Below are 22,232 nucleotides of genomic sequence, written 5' to 3' on the forward strand. Positions count from 1 at the left end.
AAAAACATGTGCTTCTGCCCATTATGGGCATGATTTCCAGGATTTGATTTCCTTTGAAATCTGCCCATTATGGGCATGATTTCCAGGGTCTGATTCCCTTTGAAATCTGCTCAATGTGGAGTGTGGGCGCACCCTAACTTTCAGTTATGACCGCAGTCACGCCCGAGTTGCTGAGCCGCTTTGATATTCCTGGCCCACGCTACACATCATTCCCAACAGCCGACCGTTTTGTTGAGGCTTTTGGTGCAGACGACTACATCTTGGCGCTGAAACAGCGCAAGACGCATTCGGGTTCACGCGCCTTGCCCTTGTCCGTTTATGTGCATGTGCCGTTTTGCGAGTCGCTTTGCTATTACTGCGCCTGCAACAAGATCGTGACCAAGCATCATGAAAAGGCTGCCGAGTATCTGGATTATCTGGGCCGTGAACTGGCCATGCATACCGAGCATTGCGGCAAAGGCCAGCTGGTAAGCCAGCTGCATCTGGGAGGCGGCACGCCGACCTTCTTCAGCGATGCCGAGCTGCAGCAGTTGATGCTTCTGATGCGTGAGCATTTCAAGCTCGATCCGGCCGGCGAGTATTCCATCGAGGTCGATCCGCGTACCGTGAGCAACGAGAGGTTGAAGACACTCAAGGACATGGGCTTCAATCGCCTGAGCTTTGGCGTGCAGGATTTTGACCCTGCGGTGCAGAAAGCGGTGCACCGGGAGCAGCCAGCCGAGCAAGTCTTTGAGCTGGTGGCCGAGGCCCGCCGTCTGGGTTTTGTCTCCATCAATGTGGACCTGATCTACGGCCTGCCCAAGCAGACATCCGAGTCTTTTGCGCGAACGCTGGCCCAGGTCAATGAGTTGCGTCCCGACCGTATTGCTCTGTATGCCTATGCGCATCTGCCCGAGCGCTTCAAGCCGCAAAGGCGTATTGCATCGGCTGACTTGCCCATGGGACAGGAGAAGCTGAACATGCTCTCCGGCGCAATTGATGCATTCATGAATGGTGGCTATGTCTATGTCGGCATGGATCACTTTGCACTGCCCGACGACTCTCTGGCCATCGCCAAGCGTCAGGGGCGCCTGCATCGCAACTTCCAGGGCTACAGCACCCAGCCCGATTGCGACCTGATTGCACTGGGCGTATCGGCCATCGGCAAGGTGGGGGCCACCTACAGCCAGAACGTCAAGACCCTGGAAGAGTATTACGACGCCATTGATGGCGGCATGCTGCCCGTGCAGCGCGGACTGGCGCTCTCGCGTGACGATCTGGTGCGCAGAGCCATCATCATGGCCATCATGTGTCAGGGCTCCGTCCTGTACGAGCCGATGGAGCAGGCCTGGCTGATCAATTTCCGCGAGTACTTTGCTCGGGAGTTGGCAGCGCTGGCGGAAATGCAGCGCAATGGCCTGGTTCAGCTATCCGACGAGGGCTTCAAGGTCACGGGCCTGGGGTGGTTTTTTGTGCGCGGAGTAGCCATGCTGTTTGATCGATATTTGCAGGCCGACCGAAACCGAGCGCGCTTTTCGCGCATCATCTAGCGCATGTTGTTTTCGCTGGTCTGGACTGCTTTGATCATGGGGCTCGTGGGTGGGCCCCATTGTCTTGTGATGTGCGCTGCGCCCTGCAGTGTAGTTACAGGGGCAAGGCCTGTCAGCGATGGCCAGGTCATCGCCTTGCACGGCCTGCAAAAACGCCAATGGCTGCGCACCAGCCTGTTTCATCTGGGACGCATTGCCGGCTATGCCCTGCTGGGCGGGGTTGCGGCCGTGGCGATGGAGAGTCTGGCCTGGCTGACCAGCCAGACAACGGCCTTGCAGAAGTTGTGGACGCTGATGCATGTCGCGGTCATGGCCTGGGGTCTGGCCATGCTGGTGCAGGCGCGGCAGCCGGTATGGCTGGAGCAGGCGGGGCGCTCTGTCTGGGCCAGGGTCCAGCCCTGGGTCGTCGCCCCGGGAGGGAGTCTGGCCGCAGGCTTTGCCTGGGCCCTGATGCCTTGCGGCTTGCTGTATTCGGCAGTGCTGGTGGCCGCGCTGAGTGGCGGAGTCTGGCAAGGTGCTCTGTCAATGGCAGCGTTTGCCATTGGCGGCGCAGCGTGGTTGCTGGCGGGCCCCTGGTTGTGGCAGCTGGGGCAGTCGCATCTGAATGCATTGCGGGCGCGCTGGGGCACCAGAATTGCGGGTTTGATGCTGATTGGTGTTGCGAGTTGGGCTTTGTGGATGGATCTGGTCTACAAACCCAGCCTTTGGTGCCGATAAGTCACACAGGAGGGGAATGTTGGTGCAGTTTGCATCCCAACAGACCCTAGTCATGGTTGAGCAGTCATGGAACTGCGGAATAATGTCTTATCTTGTGTGTAGCGCTCAAAGTGAATCGTTTCGTTGCTATTGATATCGGACAACTGCGAATTGGCATGTATGTCCATCTGGAGACTGGCTGGCTGCGCCACCCGTTTCCCGTCAGCAGCTTCAAGATTGTCAATGACGAGCAGTTGCAGACGCTCAGGACCCTGAAGCTCAAGGCCGTACAGGTTGATCTCTCCAGAAGTGATCTGGAGGAGGCTGTCACGCCTTCCGTCGCGCCTCCTCGCTCCGCTGCGAGCCATCCGGACAGCGATGCGCATGCCTGGCGAGACAGCATTCTGGGCGTGCAGTCCCGGTTTTTGGGTGCGGTGTCGGTATTTGACGATGTTCAGGCCCTGTTGCCTGCCAACCCCGAACGGGCGCGCGCCACGACGGATAGGCTGGTTGCGCAGCAAGTCGTCAAACTGGCGCAGGATCGTGATCTGAGCTTGCATCTGCTCGCGGATACGGGCGGCGTCACATTCGGTGTTCATGGAGTGAACGTTTCCGTGCTGAGCCTGTTGCTCGGCAAGACGCTGGGCTTGCGCAACGATGTGCTGCAGGATCTGGGCACGGCAGCGTTGCTGCATGACATCGGCAAGCCAGGGCTGGAGATTTCCGCGTCGGCCAATGCACTGAATCAAGCCACGGATCGCATGCCGCTGCGAGAGACCACCTATGCACGGCATGTCGGAGAGTCGGTGGCTTTGGCTCTGTCCATGGGCTATCCTCCTTCGGTCACGACGGCCATCGCCCAGCATCATGAGTGGGCCGATGGATCGGGCTTTCCGCTTGGCCTGCTGGCGACCGATATGGATGTTGCCGGACAGATACTGGCGCTGGCCAACAATTTCGAGCGTTTGTGCAATCTGCCACTGCAAGGCAACGAAATGACGCCCCACGAAGCCATGGCCGCACTGTACGGGCAGTACCGCCAGCGCTATGCACCTGAAGTGCTCAAGGCATTCGTGCAGACCCTGGGTGTCTATCCGCCGGGGTCCTTGGTGGAGCTCAGCGATGGGCGCATGGGCGTGGTGGTGTCCGTCAATACCAGCCAGTCTCTCAAGCCGCAGGTGCTGACCTATGACACGCAGGCGGCGCAGAAGTTGCGGTTCGTCGATTTGCTTGAATATGTGGGCTTGGGGATTCGTCGCGGTCTGACGCGTAATCAGCTATCGCGCAATGCGCTGGAAGCTTTACAGCCACAAAGACGTCTTTGCTATTTTTTTGACAGTTCTGCAGCACCTGCTGTCGAGAAAGATCTCGCGTGACCATGCCGCAGAGTTTTCTGATCGACCCTCTGCTCGCCGCCATGCTCGATGGCTTGCAGGAGGCCGTCTGGCTGCTGGATGCGCAGAGCCTGCGCGTGCTTCATGCCAATGCGGCAAGCACGCAGCTCACGGGCTACACCCCCGAGCAGGCACAGGAGCAGTATGTCGATGTGCTTTGCGCTTCCCTGGTGCAGAAGGCGTTCTGGCAGGATGCTTCCAATTGGGTGGGCGGCGCGAAATTTCTCACGGAGATCTGTAAGGCGGATGGATCGTTGACGGCCGTGGAGATGGGGGTTGGCTCCATCGCCCAGAACCCGCGCTGGTTGTTACTCTCCATGCTCGACCGCAGCGAGCAGTTGCGGCATGAAAGCGAGCTCGACATGCTGCTTGCGGAGTTGCGGGCGACGCTGGAGTCCACCGCAGACGGCATGCTGGTCTGCGATCTGCGCGGCGGCATTCGCGCCTTCAACCATCGTTTCGCAGAGCTGTGGCAACTGCCCGAGTCCCTGCTCGTGCAACGTGACGACGGGGCCATCTTTGCCCATCTTGAGGCGCAGACTATCAGCAGCGAGAGCCAGTTCACGCTGTTGCAGGAGGCGCAGAATCTGTCGGCACCCGAGACCTCGGAGGTGCTGCAACTGCTAAGCGGCCGGGTGCTGGAGCGCCGTTCCGTGCCTCAGCTCAGTCGCGGTGTGGCGATAGGGCGGATCTATTCCTACCGGGATATCACGGCGGAATCCAGTTCAGCGACCGAGCTGCGTCTCGCGGCGCGCGTGTTCGAGTCCAGCCTGGACGGCATCTTCATAGCCGATGCCGCGGGCGCCATTGTGCAGATCAACCCGGCGGGCGTGCAACTGCTGCATGGAAGGTCGGTGCTGGGTCTTGCCGCCTGGGCGCTGTTCGAGTCCGAAGGCGGCCCTGTTTCCGATCTGCTGGAACTGGCATCCGCGCGCTGGGATGTGGGCAGTTTCTGGGAGGGCAATCTTTGGCTCAAGCAGAGCGACGGTCAGCGCTGTGCGGTCTGGCTGTCCTGGGTGGCATTGCGCGACGGCTATGGTCGTCTGGTGCAGAGCATTGGCTTCATGCGCGACATGACCATGCAGCGCAGTGCCCAAAAGCAGATCGAGCAGCTTGCCTACAGCGATGCCCTCACCGGACTGCCCAACCGCCTGAGCTTGAGCCGCCATGTGCAGGCCGCCATCACCGCTGCGCGTTTTACGCAGCAGCCTTTCAGCATTCTGTTTCTGGATCTGGACCGTTTCAAGATCATCAACGACTCGCTGGGTCATGACTTTGGCGATCGGGTACTCAAGCTGGTTGCTCAGCGGCTGGGTGGATTGCTGCGTCCTGCCGACGTGCTGTGTCGCCAGGGAGGGGACGAGTTCGTGCTCTATCTGCACGACTGTACCGGAGAGGGCGCTTCGGCCGTTGCCGCCCGCATTCTGGAAGAGATGCGTCAGCCCTTCATGCTCGACGGCCTGGGTTTTTCCGTGCAATGCAGCATTGGCGCGGCGCAGTTCCCTACAGATGGGTTGACGCTTGACGAGCTGATTCGTCAGGCCGATATCGCCATGTATCGCGTCAAGGAGCGCGGACGCGGCAATTTCAGCTTCTACCAGCCGCAGATGAGTGCAGGCCTGCTCTCGCGCATGAAGCTGGAGCACGCCATGCGGCAGGCTCTGGACAAGGGGCATATGGCCGTGCACTTCCAGCCCCAGGTTCATATCCGCACGGGTCGCATTGTGGCGGCGGAGGCTTTGCTGCGCTGGACGGATCCCGAGCTGGGCGTGATCTCCCCGGCGGCCTTCATTCCGCTGGCCGAAGAGTCCGGCTATGTGGTTGCGCTTGATGCCTGGGTGCTGGAGCAGTCGGTGCAGGAGGCAGCGCGCTGGCTGGCCATGGGCAAGCCCGTCAAGGTCTCGGTCAATGTCTCGGCATTGGAGTTCAGGCAGCCGGACTTTGTGGATCGCCTCAAGCGCGTGCTGGAAGCCAGCGGCTTGCCGGCCCAGTGGCTGGAGCTGGAGTTGACCGAGAGCATCCTGCTGCAGGAAGCTCAGGAAATGGCCTTGCGCGTGCATCAGATTGCAGAGTTGGGCGTGGGCCTTGTGATCGATGACTTCGGCACCGGCTATTCGAGCCTGGCCTATTTGAAAAAACTGCCGATCTCCAAGATCAAGATCGACCAGAGCTTTGTGCGCGGCCTGCCTCACGACGCGGGAGACAAGGCCATCGTGGGCGCCATCATCAGCATGGGGCAGGCCCTGGGCGTGGAGCTGGTGGCCGAAGGTGTGGAAACGCAGGAGCAGTGCCAGGCCATAGAGCAACTGCAGGGCGACTACTTTCAGGGCTATCTGTGTTCGCCGGCCTTGCCAGCGGAGCAATTCAGAAAGCGCCTGGAGCAAGGCGCATCCGAGCAGGCATCCGGCGCACAGCCGTACTCGCCGGACGAAGATGGCAGCGGTATTCATATTGCAGGTCTGCAATAGACGCTGGGCATGCGTTTGCGCTAGGTTTTCCATCGTCTGATTTGACGATGCGCAGTCTGTGTGGGCTCGGCAAGATCAGGGCATTTCTTGGGCCGACTGCCGGGCACCTACAACAATGAACAATGCGTGCAGAGTTGAGCAACTGTGCAGTGCTGATGGGCCGGATTTTTTGAGATAGCCAATGCCCAAAAGCGAATACGCAAGTTTTGACTTCTACAACTACCGCTCGGCCGCTCTCGAGGCCGTAAATGGCTTTTCTGTCGGCTTTTCTGCTCCGAGGCCTGCCGAGTCCGGTGCAGCTGGCTCGCTGGATGAAACTCCGCGTATCAGCACCGAAGCCATGAGTCTGCTGATTGCAGCGCTGTATGAGTCCGCCATGGATCCGCAGCACTGGAAGGTTTTTCTGGAACTGCTGCGTTCTTGCGCCAATGGCAACTATGCCTCGCTCGTGGTGCGCGACCCCCATGGTGAGAATGTGGGCTGGGTAATCTCGGCAACCGGAGGCCGCTCCGAGGTCATTCCCTACGACCCCTATGCGCAGTGGAGTCCGTTTCTCGGCATTGCCAAGGACCAGGTGCTCACCTTGCGGGATGTGATGACGGAGTCCGAATGGCATTCCTGCCGCTACTACACCGACTGGTGCAAGGGGGTGGATATTGAGCACATTCTGGCCGTCGACGTCATGACCGATAACGGCTGCTCCTATGGCTGGCGTATCACGCGGCCTGCGAGCACCGGTGCATTCGAATCACGGCAGCTGGACCTGGTGCGCATGCTGGTGCCTCACCTCAAGCGGGTGCTGAACATGCAGCTGAATCTGCACCGTGACCGGCAGGTCATATCGCTGTATGGGCGTGCCACTGCGCAGCTGATGATGGGGGTGGTCATTCTCGATCAGGCCGGGAAAATGATAGAGGCCAACCCAGCGGCGACAACCATTCTGAATCTGGGCGATGGCATACGGGTCAACAACGGAGCGCTCGAAGCCGTCTATGCGAATGACAATCGCAAGCTGCAGCGTCTGATCCGCGATGCCTTGCTTTCGCCCAGGCTGGAGCGGGCTTCGACGACGGAGGGTATGTCCATCACCCGCCAGTCCGGTCAGCTGAACTGGGGTGTGGTGGTGCAGAGCATCTCTGCCGATGAATGGACTGAAGGCAAGCAGCGTCCCAGCGTGGCGGTTTTTCTGCGCGATACGACGGGCAAGGCGGAGCCGCCCGTCAAGCTCACGCAGCAGCTCTTCCATCTGACTCCTGCCGAAACCGCAGTGGCCACGCATTTGAGCAATGGCATGTCTTTGGAAGAGGCTGCGGAGGCTCTGGGCATCAAACCCAATACTGCGCGCGCCCATCTGCGTTCCATTTTTTCCAAGACCGGGGTTCGCCGTCAGACAGAGTTGGTGCGACTTTTTCTCAACAGCGTGGCCTGGCTGGGCAATCAATGATTCCGGACCGGACCCGCAAGCTCGTCTGCACGAGGGCCCTCGCGTCTTGGGCCGTTTGGACTTGATCGCTTCCGGGTCATGCCGAACGCGCATTGTGCAAGCCGGGAGCTGCTCTGATGCGCTGTAGTGCTGCTCAAGCGCGACAGTCGGGCCGGAGTTGTTCATACATGTCGGCGAAACCGTTTCTTGGCGGATGTCTAGGGGAATATGAATCCGCAAGTCCTAAGCTGCAGGTCTGTTTCGCTGCTGAAGGGTTTTGTCGGAGCTATCCGGGTAGACAACTCCCGATACATGAACTCGGTCGCGCCCCGCATTTTTGGCTTGATAGAGCAGTTGATCAGCTTCCTTCAGGGCTTGCTCAAGCTGGAATGACTTGGTGATCGAAGAAATGCCAAAGCTCATGGTCAGTTTGGGGCCCGATGGAAGAACCGGATTCTTGGACCCGAGGTCACGCTGGATGCGCTGGGCAATCAGTTCTGCATCGCATGGTGTTATGTCGGTCAACAGCATCACAAACTCTTCGCCGCCGAATCGGGCGACCAGATCCTGCTCCCGCACATTGTTTTGCAAGGTCGCAGAGACAAGCTGCAGCACTTTGTCGCCACGTTCGTGACCCCAGGCATCGTTGATGCGTTTGAAGTGGTCTATATCGCAGGCCAGCACGGCCATGGGGTAGAGCCTCGGATCATCCAGCCGCTTCTGGGCATGCTCCTGAAAAGAGCGGCGATTCAGTACCTGGGTCAATGCATCAAAGTCACGTTCCTTGCGCAGCTTGTCCACGGTTTCCTTCACTGCAATGGCGGTCATCACGACAGTGAAAAGCAGCGAGAAGTTGAGAATGCTCACCAGCGTCAAAATCCAGTAGGGCGATCTTGGCAGGGAGCGCAGATCCGAGTATCCAAGCAGCCAGATCAGGGCCGGCCGAGTGAAGGTGTAGGCAGTGAAGATGATGCTCAGCCAGAGCAGCGATCGATCGAGCCAGTCAAACGAGTGCTTCCTCGAGCGCACCTGCAGTATGGGCAGCAGCAAAACAAGACCGGAGCCTATGCTGAAGGAGCTCACCCGAGCCCAGACGTTGGGTTCGACCCGGCTGAACTGATACAACGCAGCTAAGGTCGCGATGGCTATCAGTGATACTGCATATGGCTGGGTCGATACACGCCACCTCTCTGACCAACTTTTGGCAAGACACCAGGCACTCAGCAGGTAGAAGCTGCCGATGTACAAGGCGTAGTGATTGAGTTCATCCAGGGGCAGCAGGCTTTGCACACCGAGAGGCAGGGCGGTGAGCGAATAGGCGCAAGCTTGCCAGAGCAGAAAGCGCTGAGATCTTTGAGCGAGCCAGGCGATGATCAATATGGCTGCGAGAGCCAGTATTGCCAGTGATGGCGTCAGAACCAGGAGGAAGTCGTTGTTCGCGAACATCTGACCAGAGCCTTCTCGACCAAAGATCGAAACGCAGCAGCATTGCCTGCTCTCCCAATACAAAGCGACAGGCGACAGTCGCCATTCATACAGCTAGATATGTGACTTCACAAGCTATCGCAATGCCTATTGCCGATCTGCGTCATCTGGACCCTGGGTACAGATGGTTGTCAATGTGGCCGCAGTGGGGAACGAGCTTCGGATTCAGGAGGGCCTCTGAACAAAAAAGCACGCTTGGTCATGGACGGCCGGAGTGGGAAAATACTGCGACTAGTCTCTTTGTCGGGTTCGAGATGCCCTTGTTTCGTACTGCTGCGTTGACCTGTTTGGCGATGGCTGCCTTTGCGGCCAATTCACTTTTGTGTCGGCTGGCGCTGCAATCCCACTCTATTGATGCGGCAAGCTTTACGGCGGTACGCCTGGCCTCAGGCGCTGCAATATTGGCGTTGGTGGTGGGCTTGAGGCGAGCCTCCTGCGTTGGCGTAGGCAACTGGTGGTCGGCCGGGTTTTTGTTCGCTTATGCCGCAGCTTTCTCATTCGCCTATGGGAGTCTTTCGGCTGCGGCTGGCGCTCTGCTGCTGTTCGGGGCGGTACAGGCAACGATGGTGGGTGTCGGCCTTTGCCGCGACGAGAAACTTGCACTGCGGCAGTGGGGCGGTCTGATGCTGGCCTTTGGCGGCTTGGTGGTGCTGCTGCGACCCGGACTATCGGCACCGCCCTTGGGTGCGGCTCTGCTCATGATTTTCGCTGGAGTCTCCTGGGGTCTGTACTCCTTGCGCGGCAAGGGGGCCGCTGACCCGATTGGCGTGACGGCAGGCAATTTTCTTCGGACTGTACCTTTTGCCTTGCTGCTGCCCCTGCTGATGCAGGACCGAGCCTCATTGAGCTCTGCGGGACTGGCTTATGCGCTGTGCTCAGGGATGCTGACATCGGGGCTGGGATACGTCGCGTGGTATGCCGCACTGCCTCATCTGAAGGCGGGAGCTGCGGCATCCGTGCAGCTCAGCGTTCCGTTGCTGGCAGCCATAGGTGCTGTTTCCTGGCTCGGAGAGCCTTGGACCACGCGGTTGACACTGGCCGGTGTCGCCATTCTGGGCGGAATTGCATTGGTGATGGTTTCTTCCCCGGTCGGTGGACCTGTTTCATCATCGAAGTAGCTGCTTATTGTTGCAGGCCGATGTGGCGCCACAACGACCTCCGATCGGCTCCTGCGTATGCTCTTGGAGATGGAGGCTTCAGAAACAAAAAAAGCCACCGGTCAGGTGGCCTGTACTTGCTGAGGGGGACTGCTTAGAAGGCGTCGACGCTGTATTCACCTTCGGGCGGGTTCTGGGACAGCATGCTCAGAACTTCCTCCGGGGAACGCGGATCAGGCATCGGCGTCATGATCTCTTGATTCGTCGCTTTGAGTTCTGGATAGGCGGCGTACAGGTAGGTCATGGCTACTCCTTGAAGAGGTGGATAGAAGCTGATTTGTTTCTTTTTAACGCCTGATGATGTCAGTTGGTTGACAGAAATGTAAACGAGGAACTGTACCGGCATTCTTGCGCAGGAACTGCATGGCTCTTTCGTCCAGCCATCTGTCATATCCCCTGTGCTCAGGCATGCGCTATGCAGTCTCCGTGCTGGGAAAGATGGCTTCTTTGCAGGGGAGAGAGAGCAGAGCAGCTCCCGGCAGATGGTGAGCGCCCATGTCCCATGGATTCAGGGCTTCAAAAAGCAAAGCGCGCGATTCGCGGGTTGGTGTACGCATTAGGTAGGCAAAGCGGCTGTTCAACAAGAATTTACAAGCGGCATGCGCAGCAGGAATAGCCTGAAGGACTCCAATTTTTCAAGGAGTTGCCATGAAAGCGCTATTTTTGGTGGCGGCGGTTGCCAGCATGCTGGCAGCTTGTTCCATGATGCCGGGGCGCGATGCAGGCTCCAATGCCCAGCAGACCATGGGAAGCAGTGATGTGCGCCATGAGTGGGGGCGTGGCGCATATCAGGGTCCAGGCACCACGGCGCTATGGTCTGGCGGGGATGACACTTCCGGAGGCCTTGGCTGGCGTCGTGATTAGAGGCAAGGTCGCAGCCATGGGGGCACCGCCATTGCATGCTTGGCACTTGAGATCATTTCTTCAGACACGGCATGTCCAGACAGCCAATGTCGAATGCTTGGATGAGTTGGCCAGACCTAATCGATGACGGCAGCGCTGGACAGCAGATCGATCAGCAGTCTGGCTGCGGGGGCGACATAGCTTTGCTCGCGGTAGGTGACAACCAGTCGCCGGGTCATGGTGGTTTCCTTGATGGGCACTTCGCGCAGCCGGGATGCAGCAGGCGAACTCTCCAGGTGATGGCGCGAGATGAAGCTGAGCAGCTTGGTCTCGGCGATCAATGTGGGCAGCATCAAAAGCATGGTGCTTTCCACCTGCACACGAGGGCGAGGCAGGCGCTTGCGGTCAAACGCGTGATCAAGCCAGTCTCTGGTAGGGGCACCAGGAGGTTGCAGCACCCAGCGATATGCCGTCAGATCACGCAAGTTTGCTTGCATGTGGTGTATCTCATGCTCTGCACTGGCGGCCACGACGATGGTGTCCGAGGTCAGCACCTGTGAAATGTAGCCAGGCTCATCCGGGCCTTCGGTGCCCACCAGCAAGTCAATCATCCCTGCCTGCAGTTGTGGGCGCAGCGTGTCGACCAGGCCTACCACGGTCCGCAAGGTGACTTCCGGAGCCTGGGCCATGAGCTGGCGTGCAGCTTGCGGCAACAGAAATTGCGCGGCGGTAGGCACGATGCCCACGCGAATATGGCCGCGCAGGCCGAGTGCCATTTCTGCGATTTCTCGCTTGGCATCCTCGGTGTCAAAGCGCAGGCGCTGCGCCCATTTGAGCAAAACCTGGCCGGCAGCCGTCAAGCGGATGCCGCGACCTGATTTTTCAAACAGGGGAGCGCCGCATTCTGCTTCCAGCCGGCGGATGCAGCTCGTCAAAGCCGGCTGGGTGCGGTGCAGGCGTTCTGTGGCCTGCCCGATATGTTCGAGCTCCGCAATGGTTTCGAAGTAGCGAAGATCACGCAGGTCCATAGCAAAAGCAAGATTGATGTATTTGAAAAAATTATCGATTGGACTGTATCTTTTGCCGCGTCAATACTCAAGCACATCACAAAAAAGCCGGCGCTGTGGCCGGCAATCCATTGGAGACAAACATGTTGCTGAACCGCCGTACTTTGGTCGCTTTCTGTGCTCTCGCTGCTGCAGCGACCTCGTACGCACAAACTTATCCCAATCGTCCCATCCGAGTGGTGGTTCCCTTCCCCGCAGGGGGAGGGACGGACATCATTGCGCGCGAGGTCACGCAAAAGGTGACCAGCGCTTCGGGCTGGGTCTTTGTGGTGGAGAACAAGCCCGGTGCCGCGGGCAACATGGGCGTGGACATGGTTGTCAAGGCGCCTGCTGATGGCTACACCCTGGTGCTGGGACAGTCCAGCAACCTGGCAATCAGTCCCGCCTTGTACGCCAAGATGCCTTATGACGCGGTCAAGGATCTGGCACCCATTGTGCAGCTTGCGAATGCGCCTTTTGTGCTGGTCACAGGCACCAGTGCACCGTACAAGACACTCGCCGATGTGGTGAAAGCGGCCAGGGCCAAACCCAGGCACCTCAATTTTGCATCTCCCGGCAATGGCACGGTGGCGCATCTCACGGGCGAGCTGCTGCAGTCGGCCGCTGGGATCAAGATGCAGCATGTGCCCTACAAAGGCGCGGCTCAGGCATTGACCGATGTAGTCAGCGGAAATGTGGATCTGTACCTGGGATCCGTCCCCACGTTGATTGGCCAGATCCGGCAAGGCAAGATGCGTTCTCTGGCCGTGACGTCTGCGAAGCGGGTGGATGACCTGCCCGAAGTGCCAAGTATCAACGAGTCGGGCTACAAAGGCTTTGATGCCGTGACATGGTTTGGATTGCTTGCGCCTGCCGGCACACCCAGGGAGGTGATCGCCAAGCTCAACAGCGAGTTCAACAGGGCCTTGGGTCAGTCGGACCTGCGCAAAAAGCTCAGTGATCAAGGCGCCCTCCCGGTCGGGGGCAGCCCCGAGCAGTTTTCCTCTCTGATCAAGGAAGACATCGTGCGCTGGGGCCAGGTGGTCAAGCAGTCCGGCGCGCGCATCGACTGACCGACCGATTCGGTTTCCTCTTTCCTTTTTACCCCTCAATCGGCCGGAATGCACCGGCCCCCTGGAGATTCTTATGAGTCAAGCCGCTGCATTGCCTGATGTGGTTCGCAATATAGAGCGCGTGGATGCACAAGTGGTTGCACAGGCAGCCCAGTTTCCTTCGTCAATCCTGGCCGATGTGGCCGGCCGCCGTGGCGGACTGCATGGTCGGATTGCGCCGCTGGCTCCCGGCATGCGCTTTGCCGGGCCGGCCATCACCGTCGAGGTGCGGCCAGGCGACAACCTGATGATTCATGCCGCCATGGCAGTGGCGCAGCCCGGGGATGTCATTGTGGTGGATGGCAAGGGCGATCTCTCCAGCGCACTGATGGGGGAGATCATGTCGCAGCAATGCATGGCTCTGGGCATTGCCGCCGTGGTGATTGACGGCGCAGTACGTGATAGCGAGGCCATCCGCGAACTGGGCTTTCCCATGTACGCCGCCGGCCTGAACCCGAATGGACCGACCAAGTTTGTACCAGGTCGTCTGAATCATCCCATCTGCGTTGGCGGCGTGACGGTGTGCCCGGGTGACCTGGTGGTGGGTGATGCCGATGGCGTGACTGTCATTGAGCGCACCAAGGCGGCGGCGATGCTGCCGCTGGCCGTCAGCAAGGTGGCTGCGGAAACCAAGCGCATTGCCGACATTCGCAACCGCAAAGCGCTGGCACCGGCATGGCTGGATGCTTCGCTGCGCTCTGCCGGCGTGATCCGGGAAGGAGAAACACTGTGACTAAGCGGCCGGTTTTTTTAGTGACGGGCGCAGACCTTGCGCCTCAGGCCCTGGCGTTGCTGGCCGAGTTCGACCTGGTGTATGCGGGAAAGGCGCCCACCGAAGACGATGTGGTGCGCCTTTGCAAACAGCATGACCCGGTGGGGATCATCGTGCGCTACAGCAGGGTGGGGGCACAGGCCATGGACGCGGCACCCAGCCTGAGGGTGATTTCCAAGCATGGCAGCGGGACGGACACCATAGACAAGCAGGCTGCCGCCCAGCGCGGCATTCAGGTCGTCGCTGCGGTGGGTGCCAATGCTGCGGCCGTGGCGGAGCAGGCGCTGGCGCTGATGCTGGCCTGCGCCAAGTCCGTGATTCAGCTCGATCAACGCATGCGCGCAGGTCATTGGGACAAGGCCACGCACAAGAATGTGGAGCTTGAAGGGCGCACTGTCGGCGTCGTGGGCTTGGGGGCCATCGGTCTGCGCTTTGCCAAAGTGGCAAATGCCATGGGCATGCGGGTGCTGGGCTTCGATCCTTATGCCCAGAACCTGCCGACCTTTGTGCAGCGGGCAGACTGGAGCTGCATTCTGAGTGAATCGGATGTCATTTCTCTGCATTGCCCGCTGACGAATGAGAATGCCCATCTGCTCAATGCCAGCAGCCTGGCTGCCTGCAAATCGGGTGTTCTCATTGTGAACACAGCCAGAGGTGGCTTGATTGATGAGTCGGCCTTGCTGGAAGCAGTGAGGAACGGTCGGGTAGGGGCTGCAGGCCTGGACAGCTTCGCGATAGAACCCATGGCGCATCCGCATCTGTTTTGCGAAGAGCCGCGTATCGTGCTGAGTCCCCATATCGGAGGAATCACGGCCGATGCCTATATCAAGATGGGCGTTGCAGCGGCACACAATGCGCTGCAAATCTTGAGAGCCTAGGTGAAGCAGTCAGCTTGCTATGGCCCCGATCGAAGGACAGTCTGCTCTCTGGCAAGCTAGTCACGGTAGAGGAGCGCGCTGTGAACCGCCACCACACGCCTGCCTGTGCGAGAGCAGCATCAGACTGCCCGGAAGTCCGCCAGATCTCATTGCCGCCTTGGGGCCCAAGGCACGGAGCTTGCGGCGCTGGAGGGACATGCGTGGCCAGCCCCTGCCGTGCCCGGCAACCGGCTCTCTACCAAAGAACGATCTGCGTGCAGCGGAACAGCGACAGCTTGCGCCCCTTGTCATCGAACACGCTAGCCGACCACACCTGTGTTGTCCGTCCCAGATGTTCTGCCATGGCCTCCACCTGCAAGACGCCTTGCTTTGCGGTACCGAGGAAGTTGGATTTCAACTCCAGTGTGGTGAATCCTTTGGCGCCCTCGGGCAGATGCACCAGGGTCGCATAGCCGGCGCAGGTGTCGGCCAGCATCACCTGCGTGGCAGCATGCAGGAATCCGTTGGGGGCCATCATCCATGGCGCAATGGTCAGCTCCATGGTCATGCGGCCTTCGTCAATGGTCAGCGGTCGCGTGCCAAAGGTATCGGGCAGCGTTCCACGCTGGCGTTCAAACAGGCTGTCCAGGGTTTCGGTGGTGCGGAGCATCATGGCTTCCTTGAGTGGAGCTGGATTTCTGGTCTTGGCTGATCTGACTTCACGGTCTCTCCAGCACCGTGGCAATACCTTGTCCGCCGCCTATGCATTGGGTAGCCAGGGCATACCGTCCTTGCTTCCGCGCAAGCAGGGCCGCTGCCTTGCCCGTGATGCGCGCCCCCGTCGCACCGAGCGGATGGCCGATGGCCAGCCCACCACCATCCATATTCACGACGGACATGTCCAGGCCAAGGTCGCGGATGCAGGCCAGCGCCTGCGATGAAAAGGCTTCGTTGATCTCGACCACGTCCAGATCGGCCACCGTGAGACCTGCACGGGCCAGCGCCTTGCGCGTGGCCGGGATCGGCCCTATGCCCATGATCGCGGGATCCACCCCTACGGTCGCGAAGCTGCGGATGCGCGCCAATGCCCGAAGACCATGGCGTTGCGCAAAATCATCGCTGGTGACCAGCACGGCCGCAGCGCCATCGGTCAACGGCGATGAGGTGCCAGCAGTGACCATGCCATCAGGTCGGAAGGCTGGCTTGAGCGCTTCCAGGCCTTCTAGCGTGGTGGCCGGGCGTATGCAGCCATCGCTGTCCACCAGCTCTCCGCCTGGCAAGGGGATGGGTATGATTTCGTCGGCCAGCCGCCCCTCATCGCGGGCCGCTGCGGCCTTCAGATGGGATTGCAGCGCCAATAGCTCCTGGTCGGGTCGGCTCACGTTCCATCGCTGAGCCACGTTCTCCGCTGTTTCGCCCATGGAGATATAGGCATCGCTGCTTGCCTGCAACCCGGGGTTGGGCGAGAAGTTGAAGCCACCCTGCGGCACCATCGTCATCGACTCCACGCCGACGCAGACAAAGGCATCGCCCATGCCGGCCTCTATCTGCGCTGCGGCGATGTGCACTGCCTGCATCGACGAGCCGCAAAAGCGATTCACGGTCATGCCGCCCACAGTCTCGGGCAGGCCGGCCAGCAGGCCGACTATGCGTGCCAGATTGTTGCCCTGGGCGGCCTCCGGGTAGGCGCAGCCCAGAATCACATCCTCCAATAGACCGGGATCCAGGTCGATGCGCTGCAGCAGGCCCTGGAGCACCTGGGCTGCCAGCGTGTCGGGCCGCACGTCGGCCAGGCGGCCCTTGCGGGCGAAGTGGAACGGTGAGCGCGCATAAGCGGCGATAACGGCTTTCATGGCAGGGGCTCCTTGTGCTGATCAGTGCGCAGCGGCATAGCGCTGGGCGACGGTATTGCTGGACAGCTGGCCTGTCATGGCGCGGCGCGCAGCTTCATAGGCATCCCATTTTTCGCCGGCATGCAGTGAAGGGATAGTGACCTTCTCGCCACGCGTAAAGCCCAGCAGAGCTGCATCGACCAGGTCTTCCGCGCTCATCACGATGCGCGCATCGAGGTTCTCCACCGGCAGCCCCCCGGCAGCCCAGAAGTCCGTTGCCGTGGCTCCAGGCAGCACGGCCTGTACCTGAACCCCTTTGTCGGCCAGCTCATGCTGAAGCGACTGACTGAAGGCCAGCACGAAAGCCTTGCTGGCGCCGTAAACGCCATTCAGGGTTTCGGGAGAGATGGCGACGATGGACGCTATGTTGATGATCGCTCCGTGGCCGCGAGTCACGAAGCCAGGAGCTGCTGCATAGGCCAGCCGCATAGGTGCCATGACGTTCAGATCGATCATGCGGCTCATCTGTTCAACGTCGCTGTGCAGCAATGGAGTATGTGTGCCCATGCCGGCGTTGTTGACCAGCAGGGTGATGCTGGCGTCCGTGCGCAGCTGCAGCTCCACGCACGCCAGATCGGCTCGGTCGTTCAGGTCCGCAGGCATGACTGCTGCCGAGCGGCCGGTGCGTGTGCTGATGCTGCTAGCCAGGGCATCCAGCCGTTCGCGGTTGCGCGCGACCAGGATCAGGTCATAGCCGCGCTGCGCGAGCCTTTCTGCATATAACGCACCGATGCCGGACGATGCCCCGGTGACGAGTGCGGTACCCAGATGGGTTTGTGCCATGTTGAAGCTCCTTAGGGTTGATGGCTGTGGTTCATGGCATGAATGGTGCGATATGCAGTGATTGTCGTAAATGACGTATATAGTCATGAAAAAGGACATGAAAGGGAATCCTGATGCACCGTATTGCCTACCTGCTGCCCGAGGGTTTTCAAGTCATGGCGTTGGCCACACAGGCCGTGTTCGAGCTTGCCAACCTGATGCTGGAGCAGCCTTTCTATGCGGTGGAGACCTATGCGCTGGGCGGTGTGGCCCACTCTTCGGCAGGACCTGTGTTGCAGGCAAAGCCACTTTCGGCACACTGCAGGGCGGATACCTGGCTGGTTGCAGGCAAGCTCGCGCCGCAGGACGTCGCTGCGGATCCCGAGCTGATCCGGTTGCTGAGCAAGGTGACGGCATCCGCGCGGCGCGTGGCGGGCCTGTGCACGGGCGCCTTCCTGCTGGCCGAAGCCGGTCTGCTCGACGGGCGCCGTGCCACCACGCACTGGTATTGGGCCGAGGTCTTGCAGCAGCGCTGCCCACGGTCTCAGATTGAAGCCGATCGTATCTACATCGCCGACGGGCCGATCTGGACCTCTGCAGGCATGACGGCAGAGATTGACCTGGCGCTGGCGTTGGTGGAGCAAGACCTGGGTGCCAAGGTCGCACGATCGGTGGCGCATCGCCTGGTCATGCACCAGCGCCGCTCTGGCGGGCAGTCGCAGCACTCGGAGATGCTCAGGCTGACACCCAGGTCAGACCGTATACAGCAGGCGTTGGAGCATGCCCGGCGCAATCTTTCTCGGTCACTGAGCGTGGAGGCGCTGGCCGAGGCCGCCAACTTGAGTCCGCGCCAGTTCAGCCGGGTGTTCACGGCCGAGACCGGTCAATCCCCCGCCAAGGCGGTTGAGGGTCTGAGGCTGGAGGCCGCAAGGCTGATGCTTGAAGGCAGCCGACACCCGCTGGAGGTGGTTGCGCAGGAGACGGGCTTTCGTGACCGCCGCCATATGCGAGAGGCTTTTCTGCGTGGCTTCGGCATGCCGCCGCAGGCCATACGGCGTGGGGCTCGGGCGCAGCTGTAAGACGCCTGTACACCTGGAGCGAAACGACTTGGCCATCGTGGCAGGCGATTCGTCCTCGGCCCGCTCGGTTGCCAGGGATCGAGCTCAGGCTCCGGACTGCTGCTGTCACCTCACTGGCTGCCGACAAGTCCGTGGCAAAGAGGTCTGCCGCTGTCTGTGGCGGCAGAGTCGACAGCCATTGCGAATGAAAGCTTCTTGGGCTGAGCGTTCGCAGCCCTGCTGCCCACGAGGCCGCAATGTGCGGATGCCGGCTGTTGAGACGCGTGACTGCTGGTTTTTTGGCTGAAGGGCTCGGGCCCATCTGCGGCAGCCGAAAACGGCGCCGGCTGCCCTTGCCCACGTTGTGGGCCAGCCTGATTTCAAGGTGGACAGCCTGCTATGCGGGATTGTGCTGAAGAAATTTCGCCAGCATGGCCTGGGTTTCCGTGGGAGCCTCCATGGGCAGCATATGGCCGGCATTGATGGTCTTCAGCTCCGATCCTCGGATGCCCTGGTGCAACTCCATGGACTCATCCAGGCCGCGCAAGCGATCTTGCTCGCCCGCAAGGATCAGGGTTGGACACCGGATCTCGCTCAGCCTGTCCGTGTCGCCTTCGCGGCGCAGCAGCGCCTGGCGGCGAAAAGTGTCTCCACCAAGGCGCACGCTCATTGCATGGATGCGATCCACCAGTTGTTCATCCTGCTCCCGCTGTGGCGCCAATGATTGGCGAATGGCTCTCCGGTTCACGCCGGCAAAGGTCTTGGGAGCAGCCATGGCTGCATCGACCTTGCGCCGCGCCTGCAGCTCCGTGTCGCCGCGCGACGAGGTGGCAATAAGCACGAGTTGCCTGACCCGGTCCGGGGCAAGCCTTGCGATTTCACGTGCCACATAGCCTCCCATCGAGAACCCGACCACATCGAATGGACCGGCGGGGATCATGCCTATGGTGTGCTGTGCCATCTCCTCAATCGAGCCAGCGGAAGCGAGATCCGCATGGACAAGAGGTGCGCGTGTTTGCAGAAATGGCCCGATGTCAGACCATAGGTCTTGATCGAGCATGAACCCTGGGATGAGAACGGTGGTCAATGAAATTCCTCGAGAATGTCAGGCATGGTCCGGTTCGTGGCGTCGTGCGATGCCGTAGTGCCTGCGCGGGCGCAGCCTGAGCAGCATGCTCAGGTCCCATGCAAGACATGCAGCAGCATCAGCAGCAGCGGCATGGTCACCAGGGCCAGCAAGGTGGACAGCGCAATGCCGGCGACCACTTCGTCCTGGGCGACCCGGTAGCGCTGAGTGAAGAGCAAGGCATTGGCGCCCACAGGCAAGGCCGAGCAGATCAGCATCACACCCATGGCCGGACCGCGCAGCTGCAGCAGCCAGGCGCAGGCGAGAAACACCAGGGGATGCACCAGCGATTTGACCAGCGTGATGCGCATTGCGGGGCGCCAGTGGGCACCGATCCTGGTGAAGGCCAGGGTGATGCCGACGAGCAGCAGCGCCATGGGACCCATGGCAGAGCCCAGCATCTTGAGCGAGGTATCGAGCACCTCAGGTAGGGGCCTGCCTGTCAGAGACCACAGCAGACCCGCCAGAATCGGCAGCGGCACAGGGTGGATGATGCTGTTGCGTACCGCCTGCCAGACGGTGCTCCCCAGGGATCGCCTGCCGTGGGGGTCGTCCGTATGTTGCTCACGAGAGGAGGCCAGCTCGAACACCATGGTCGCGGCCGTCAGCAGTACCAGGGCGTGCACCGAGATCAGGGTGAACAATGTCACCAGTCCCTGCTCGCCAAATGCCAGGCCCACGAGTGGCACGCCGATCATGGCAGCATTGCTGAACATGCTGGCCAGTCCACGCGCTGCAGCCAATGTGTTGAAGCCATAGACCAGCATCGTCGCCACAAACACGATGATGGCCGAAAGAAAGTACACGCCGATCGGTCGATAGTCCAGTTCGCCGACATGTACCTGCGCCATGGTGCGAAACAGCAGTGCCGGCAGCAGCAGCAGAAACACCAGATTGGACATATCCTTGACTGCTGTCTGTCGCACCAGTCCTGCACGTGCCACGCCAAACCCCGTACCGATCAATGCAATCACCGGTAGCAGTGCCGCTATCGCGGAACCATTCATTCAACTCTCCAACTAAACTGAGCCGCCGCCTGCACCTGCTCTCAGTGTGAGTGCGTGCATCCCTCGGGCGCAGAGCTTAACTCTTCTTCTCACCGGTTCCGGGATCCTGCTTGCTTTGTTTGCCAAGCCCTGCTGCTCAGGCCATGTCAATCGGCGTCAAGCTTGGTACGGATGGGCATCCGCGAACGCTTTGTTTATCGGGGTCGGAAGGCTTCTGGGTTTCGATGTTACGACTCGTTGAACCCCTGTTCGAGTGGGCCCCTGAAACGCAGGAGTCATGCTCTACCTTCAGTAACAAAACCCTCGAGACTTGGCTTCGCAAGCCATGGCCATCGTCGAAAATAGACAGGCCTGGGCCGATCCTGGTATTTTGGGCGCTGATGGCGGCTGGAATGCCAGGTCGGCATGGCCGTCATCACGCAATCATTGAGAGAAAAGCACGGACACAAGCCATGCTGCGCAGCAAATTGGGAACACTGTTATTGGTCAGTGCCGCACTATCGTGCGCGGCGGGATTTGCTTTGGATGCGCGCGGCAGTATTGCCTATCTCGAACTATGGCTGGCTCTGGCGGTCTTATTGCTCCTCGGCGGCGCGGTTCTCATCGTCCTGGGGCAAAACGACTAGCCGTGGGCAGCTTACTGTCCGCACCAGCCATGTCCGGCGCATGACGCACACCGGGATATCGGTTATGGTGAGCAGCGTAAAACTCCAAGGAAGCTCCGATGCCCAAACCAAACTATCCCTTCGAAAAACGGCAACGCGAGTTGGAGAAGAAGAAAAAAAAAGAGGAGAAGGCTCAGCGCAAGGCGGCAGCCTCCGAATTCACTCCACCCAATGTGGTGCCCGAGGTGTTGCAGGACAACAAGTAAGTCAGGGATGGGCTGTACGCCGCCGTGATTGCGGGAGCGCTGCACCCGACCGATAGCTTTCAATACGCATATGCCTTGCACACGAGGAGCTTTACGCAAGGAGTTAACCTGCCGGCCGCCTCTCATGTGCAATGCATGGGAATCAGACCTCAGGCGCCTGCACGAGCACCCAGCTTGCATGCGTGCTTGATCCAGCCCGCTCGCGCTGCATCGCTGGAGTTGACCACCGGGCCAAAGCTGTGCACGCGCACGGGTCTGATCCCGCTGAACTCCAGGATGGTCTGCTTCATTTGCCGGTGACCTGGTTGGCGCTGTACCCATCTGTAATACCACGGCGGGGTGTCCATGGTCACCAGCAGCTCGGCGGTGCGGCCTGTCAGCAGGCGATCCCACAACACGGAATTGGCTCGGTACTTGAAGGCGAAGCCTGGAAGAAAGATGCGATCCAGAAAGCCCTTGAGCAGCGCCGGCAGTCCACCCCACCAGATGGGATAGACCCATACCAGATGCTGAGCCCAGGCAATGTCGATCTGTGCATCCCGCAGGTCGGGTTCCAGCGGCTGGGCATGCGCATATCCATGGCGCAGGATGGGATCGAAATACATTTCCCCAAGTGACAGCAGGCGTACTTCGGCTCCGGACTGGCGCGCGGCGTCGGCATAGTTGCGAGCCAGGCTTGCACACATGCTTTGGGAAGAGGAATGACCGAGGATGATGAGGATGCGACGGGACAT

22 protein-coding genes are annotated in these 22,232 nt (G+C 60.2%); 13 read left to right on the top strand and 9 right to left on the bottom strand.

Annotated elements, in window-relative coordinates; genetic code table 11:
* The first annotated feature begins 146 nt into the window (after positions 1 to 146).
* The 5 genes from hemN to FSY59_RS03950 all read left to right on the top strand — a co-directional run bounded on the left by hemN (position 147) and on the right by FSY59_RS03950 (position 7,531).
* Positions 147 to 1,529 (top strand): oxygen-independent coproporphyrinogen III oxidase, encoded by a 1,383-nt coding sequence (gene hemN / locus FSY59_RS03930; protein ID WP_003056305.1) that lies wholly within the window; start codon positions 147 to 149, stop codon positions 1,527 to 1,529.
* Between the two features lie 3 nt (positions 1,530 to 1,532).
* Positions 1,533 to 2,246, top strand: a complete 714-nt coding sequence (locus FSY59_RS03935) for a sulfite exporter TauE/SafE family protein (protein ID WP_003056303.1) — start codon at positions 1,533 to 1,535, stop codon at positions 2,244 to 2,246.
* Positions 2,247 to 2,356: 110 nt separating this feature from the next.
* Complete coding sequence (locus FSY59_RS03940; RefSeq protein WP_255439143.1) at positions 2,357 to 3,601, top strand: HD-GYP domain-containing protein; 1,245 nt, start codon at positions 2,357 to 2,359, stop codon at positions 3,599 to 3,601.
* Positions 3,602 to 3,603: 2 nt separating this feature from the next.
* Positions 3,604 to 6,087, top strand: a complete 2,484-nt coding sequence (locus FSY59_RS03945) for an EAL domain-containing protein (protein ID WP_003056298.1) — start codon at positions 3,604 to 3,606, stop codon at positions 6,085 to 6,087.
* 181 nt (positions 6,088 to 6,268) lie between these two features.
* Positions 6,269 to 7,531: a helix-turn-helix transcriptional regulator gene (locus tag FSY59_RS03950; RefSeq protein ID WP_148728491.1), complete on the top strand. Its 1,263-nt coding sequence runs from the start codon at positions 6,269 to 6,271 to the stop codon at positions 7,529 to 7,531.
* 222 nt (positions 7,532 to 7,753) lie between these two features.
* Here the strand turns inward: FSY59_RS03950 and FSY59_RS03955 are convergent, their stop codons facing one another.
* The gene (locus FSY59_RS03955; protein ID WP_050871843.1) at positions 7,754 to 8,956 is read right to left on the bottom strand and encodes a GGDEF domain-containing protein; all 1,203 of its coding nucleotides are present in this window, start codon (positions 8,954 to 8,956) and stop codon (positions 7,754 to 7,756) included.
* A 293-nt stretch (positions 8,957 to 9,249) separates the two neighbouring features.
* On the opposite strand from FSY59_RS03955, the gene FSY59_RS03960 reads away from it, so the two are divergent.
* Positions 9,250 to 10,113: a DMT family transporter gene (locus FSY59_RS03960; RefSeq protein ID WP_148728583.1), complete on the top strand. Its 864-nt coding sequence runs from the start codon at positions 9,250 to 9,252 to the stop codon at positions 10,111 to 10,113.
* 133 nt (positions 10,114 to 10,246) lie between these two features.
* On the opposite strand, the gene FSY59_RS27320 is transcribed toward FSY59_RS03960, so the two are convergent.
* Positions 10,247 to 10,396 carry a hypothetical protein gene (locus FSY59_RS27320; RefSeq protein ID WP_003056286.1) on the bottom strand — a complete coding sequence of 50 codons (150 nt, stop codon included), beginning with the start codon at positions 10,394 to 10,396 and terminating at the stop codon, positions 10,247 to 10,249.
* A gap of 404 nt (positions 10,397 to 10,800) precedes the next feature.
* Between FSY59_RS27320 and FSY59_RS03965 the strand changes: the two genes are divergently transcribed.
* Entirely contained in the window at positions 10,801 to 11,016 is a 216-nt protein-coding gene (locus tag FSY59_RS03965) for a hypothetical protein (RefSeq protein ID WP_003056284.1), read from the top strand.
* A gap of 116 nt (positions 11,017 to 11,132) precedes the next feature.
* Here the strand turns inward: FSY59_RS03965 and FSY59_RS03970 are convergent, their stop codons facing one another.
* On the bottom strand, positions 11,133 to 12,023 hold the full coding sequence (locus FSY59_RS03970) for a LysR family transcriptional regulator (RefSeq protein WP_148728492.1): 891 nt from the start codon (positions 12,021 to 12,023) through the stop codon (positions 11,133 to 11,135).
* 122 nt (positions 12,024 to 12,145) lie between these two features.
* Between FSY59_RS03970 and FSY59_RS03975 the strand changes: the two genes are divergently transcribed.
* The 3 genes from FSY59_RS03975 (at position 12,146) to FSY59_RS03985 (ending at position 14,803) form a co-directional block, all read left to right on the top strand.
* Positions 12,146 to 13,114, top strand: coding sequence for a tripartite tricarboxylate transporter substrate binding protein (locus FSY59_RS03975; RefSeq protein ID WP_003056277.1), 969 nt, complete (start codon positions 12,146 to 12,148; stop codon positions 13,112 to 13,114).
* 73 nt (positions 13,115 to 13,187) lie between these two features.
* A complete protein-coding gene (locus FSY59_RS03980; protein WP_003056273.1) occupies positions 13,188 to 13,886 on the top strand; it encodes an RraA family protein in 699 nt (232 codons plus the stop codon).
* The gene (locus FSY59_RS03985; RefSeq protein WP_003056270.1) at positions 13,883 to 14,803 is read left to right on the top strand and encodes an NAD(P)-dependent oxidoreductase; all 921 of its coding nucleotides are present in this window, start codon (positions 13,883 to 13,885) and stop codon (positions 14,801 to 14,803) included. Before FSY59_RS03980 ends, FSY59_RS03985 begins: the two co-directional genes overlap by 4 nt.
* A 235-nt stretch (positions 14,804 to 15,038) precedes the next feature.
* On the opposite strand, the gene FSY59_RS03990 is transcribed toward FSY59_RS03985, so the two are convergent.
* Genes FSY59_RS03990 through FSY59_RS04000 form a run of 3 tightly spaced genes read right to left on the bottom strand, consistent with a single transcriptional unit; the run spans position 15,039 to position 17,457 of the window.
* On the bottom strand, positions 15,039 to 15,455 hold the full coding sequence (locus tag FSY59_RS03990) for a PaaI family thioesterase (protein WP_034400692.1): 417 nt from the start codon (positions 15,453 to 15,455) through the stop codon (positions 15,039 to 15,041).
* Between the two features lie 46 nt (positions 15,456 to 15,501).
* On the bottom strand, positions 15,502 to 16,635 hold the full coding sequence (locus FSY59_RS03995; protein WP_148728493.1) for a thiolase family protein: 1,134 nt from the start codon (positions 16,633 to 16,635) through the stop codon (positions 15,502 to 15,504).
* Positions 16,636 to 16,656: 21 nt separating this feature from the next.
* Positions 16,657 to 17,457 carry an SDR family oxidoreductase gene (locus tag FSY59_RS04000; RefSeq protein ID WP_043372201.1) on the bottom strand — a complete coding sequence of 267 codons (801 nt, stop codon included), beginning with the start codon at positions 17,455 to 17,457 and terminating at the stop codon, positions 16,657 to 16,659.
* Between the two features lie 113 nt (positions 17,458 to 17,570).
* Between FSY59_RS04000 and FSY59_RS04005 the strand changes: the two genes are divergently transcribed.
* A complete protein-coding gene (locus FSY59_RS04005; RefSeq protein ID WP_043372203.1) occupies positions 17,571 to 18,515 on the top strand; it encodes a GlxA family transcriptional regulator in 945 nt (314 codons plus the stop codon).
* A gap of 376 nt (positions 18,516 to 18,891) precedes the next feature.
* On the opposite strand, the gene FSY59_RS04010 is transcribed toward FSY59_RS04005, so the two are convergent.
* Both FSY59_RS04010 and FSY59_RS04015 read right to left on the bottom strand, forming a co-directional pair.
* Positions 18,892 to 19,581, bottom strand: coding sequence for an alpha/beta fold hydrolase (locus FSY59_RS04010; protein WP_367379828.1), 690 nt, complete (start codon positions 19,579 to 19,581; stop codon positions 18,892 to 18,894).
* Between the two features lie 89 nt (positions 19,582 to 19,670).
* On the bottom strand, positions 19,671 to 20,627 hold the full coding sequence (locus FSY59_RS04015) for an AEC family transporter (RefSeq protein WP_003056255.1): 957 nt from the start codon (positions 20,625 to 20,627) through the stop codon (positions 19,671 to 19,673).
* A gap of 452 nt (positions 20,628 to 21,079) precedes the next feature.
* Between FSY59_RS04015 and FSY59_RS27520 the strand changes: the two genes are divergently transcribed.
* Both FSY59_RS27520 and FSY59_RS27330 read left to right on the top strand, forming a co-directional pair.
* Positions 21,080 to 21,253: a hypothetical protein gene (locus tag FSY59_RS27520; RefSeq protein ID WP_003056253.1), complete on the top strand. Its 174-nt coding sequence runs from the start codon at positions 21,080 to 21,082 to the stop codon at positions 21,251 to 21,253.
* Positions 21,254 to 21,351: 98 nt separating this feature from the next.
* Positions 21,352 to 21,498 (top strand): hypothetical protein, encoded by a 147-nt coding sequence (locus FSY59_RS27330; protein ID WP_003056251.1) that lies wholly within the window; start codon positions 21,352 to 21,354, stop codon positions 21,496 to 21,498.
* Between the two features lie 149 nt (positions 21,499 to 21,647).
* Here FSY59_RS27330 and FSY59_RS04020 read toward each other — a convergent pair whose 3' ends face one another.
* A complete protein-coding gene (locus FSY59_RS04020; protein ID WP_003056249.1) occupies positions 21,648 to 22,232 on the bottom strand; it encodes an NAD(P)H-dependent oxidoreductase in 585 nt (194 codons plus the stop codon).

This window comes from Comamonas sp. Z3 (genome assembly GCF_008121565.1).
GTDB classification, from domain to species: Bacteria; Pseudomonadota; Gammaproteobacteria; order Burkholderiales; family Burkholderiaceae_C; genus Comamonas; species Comamonas brasiliensis.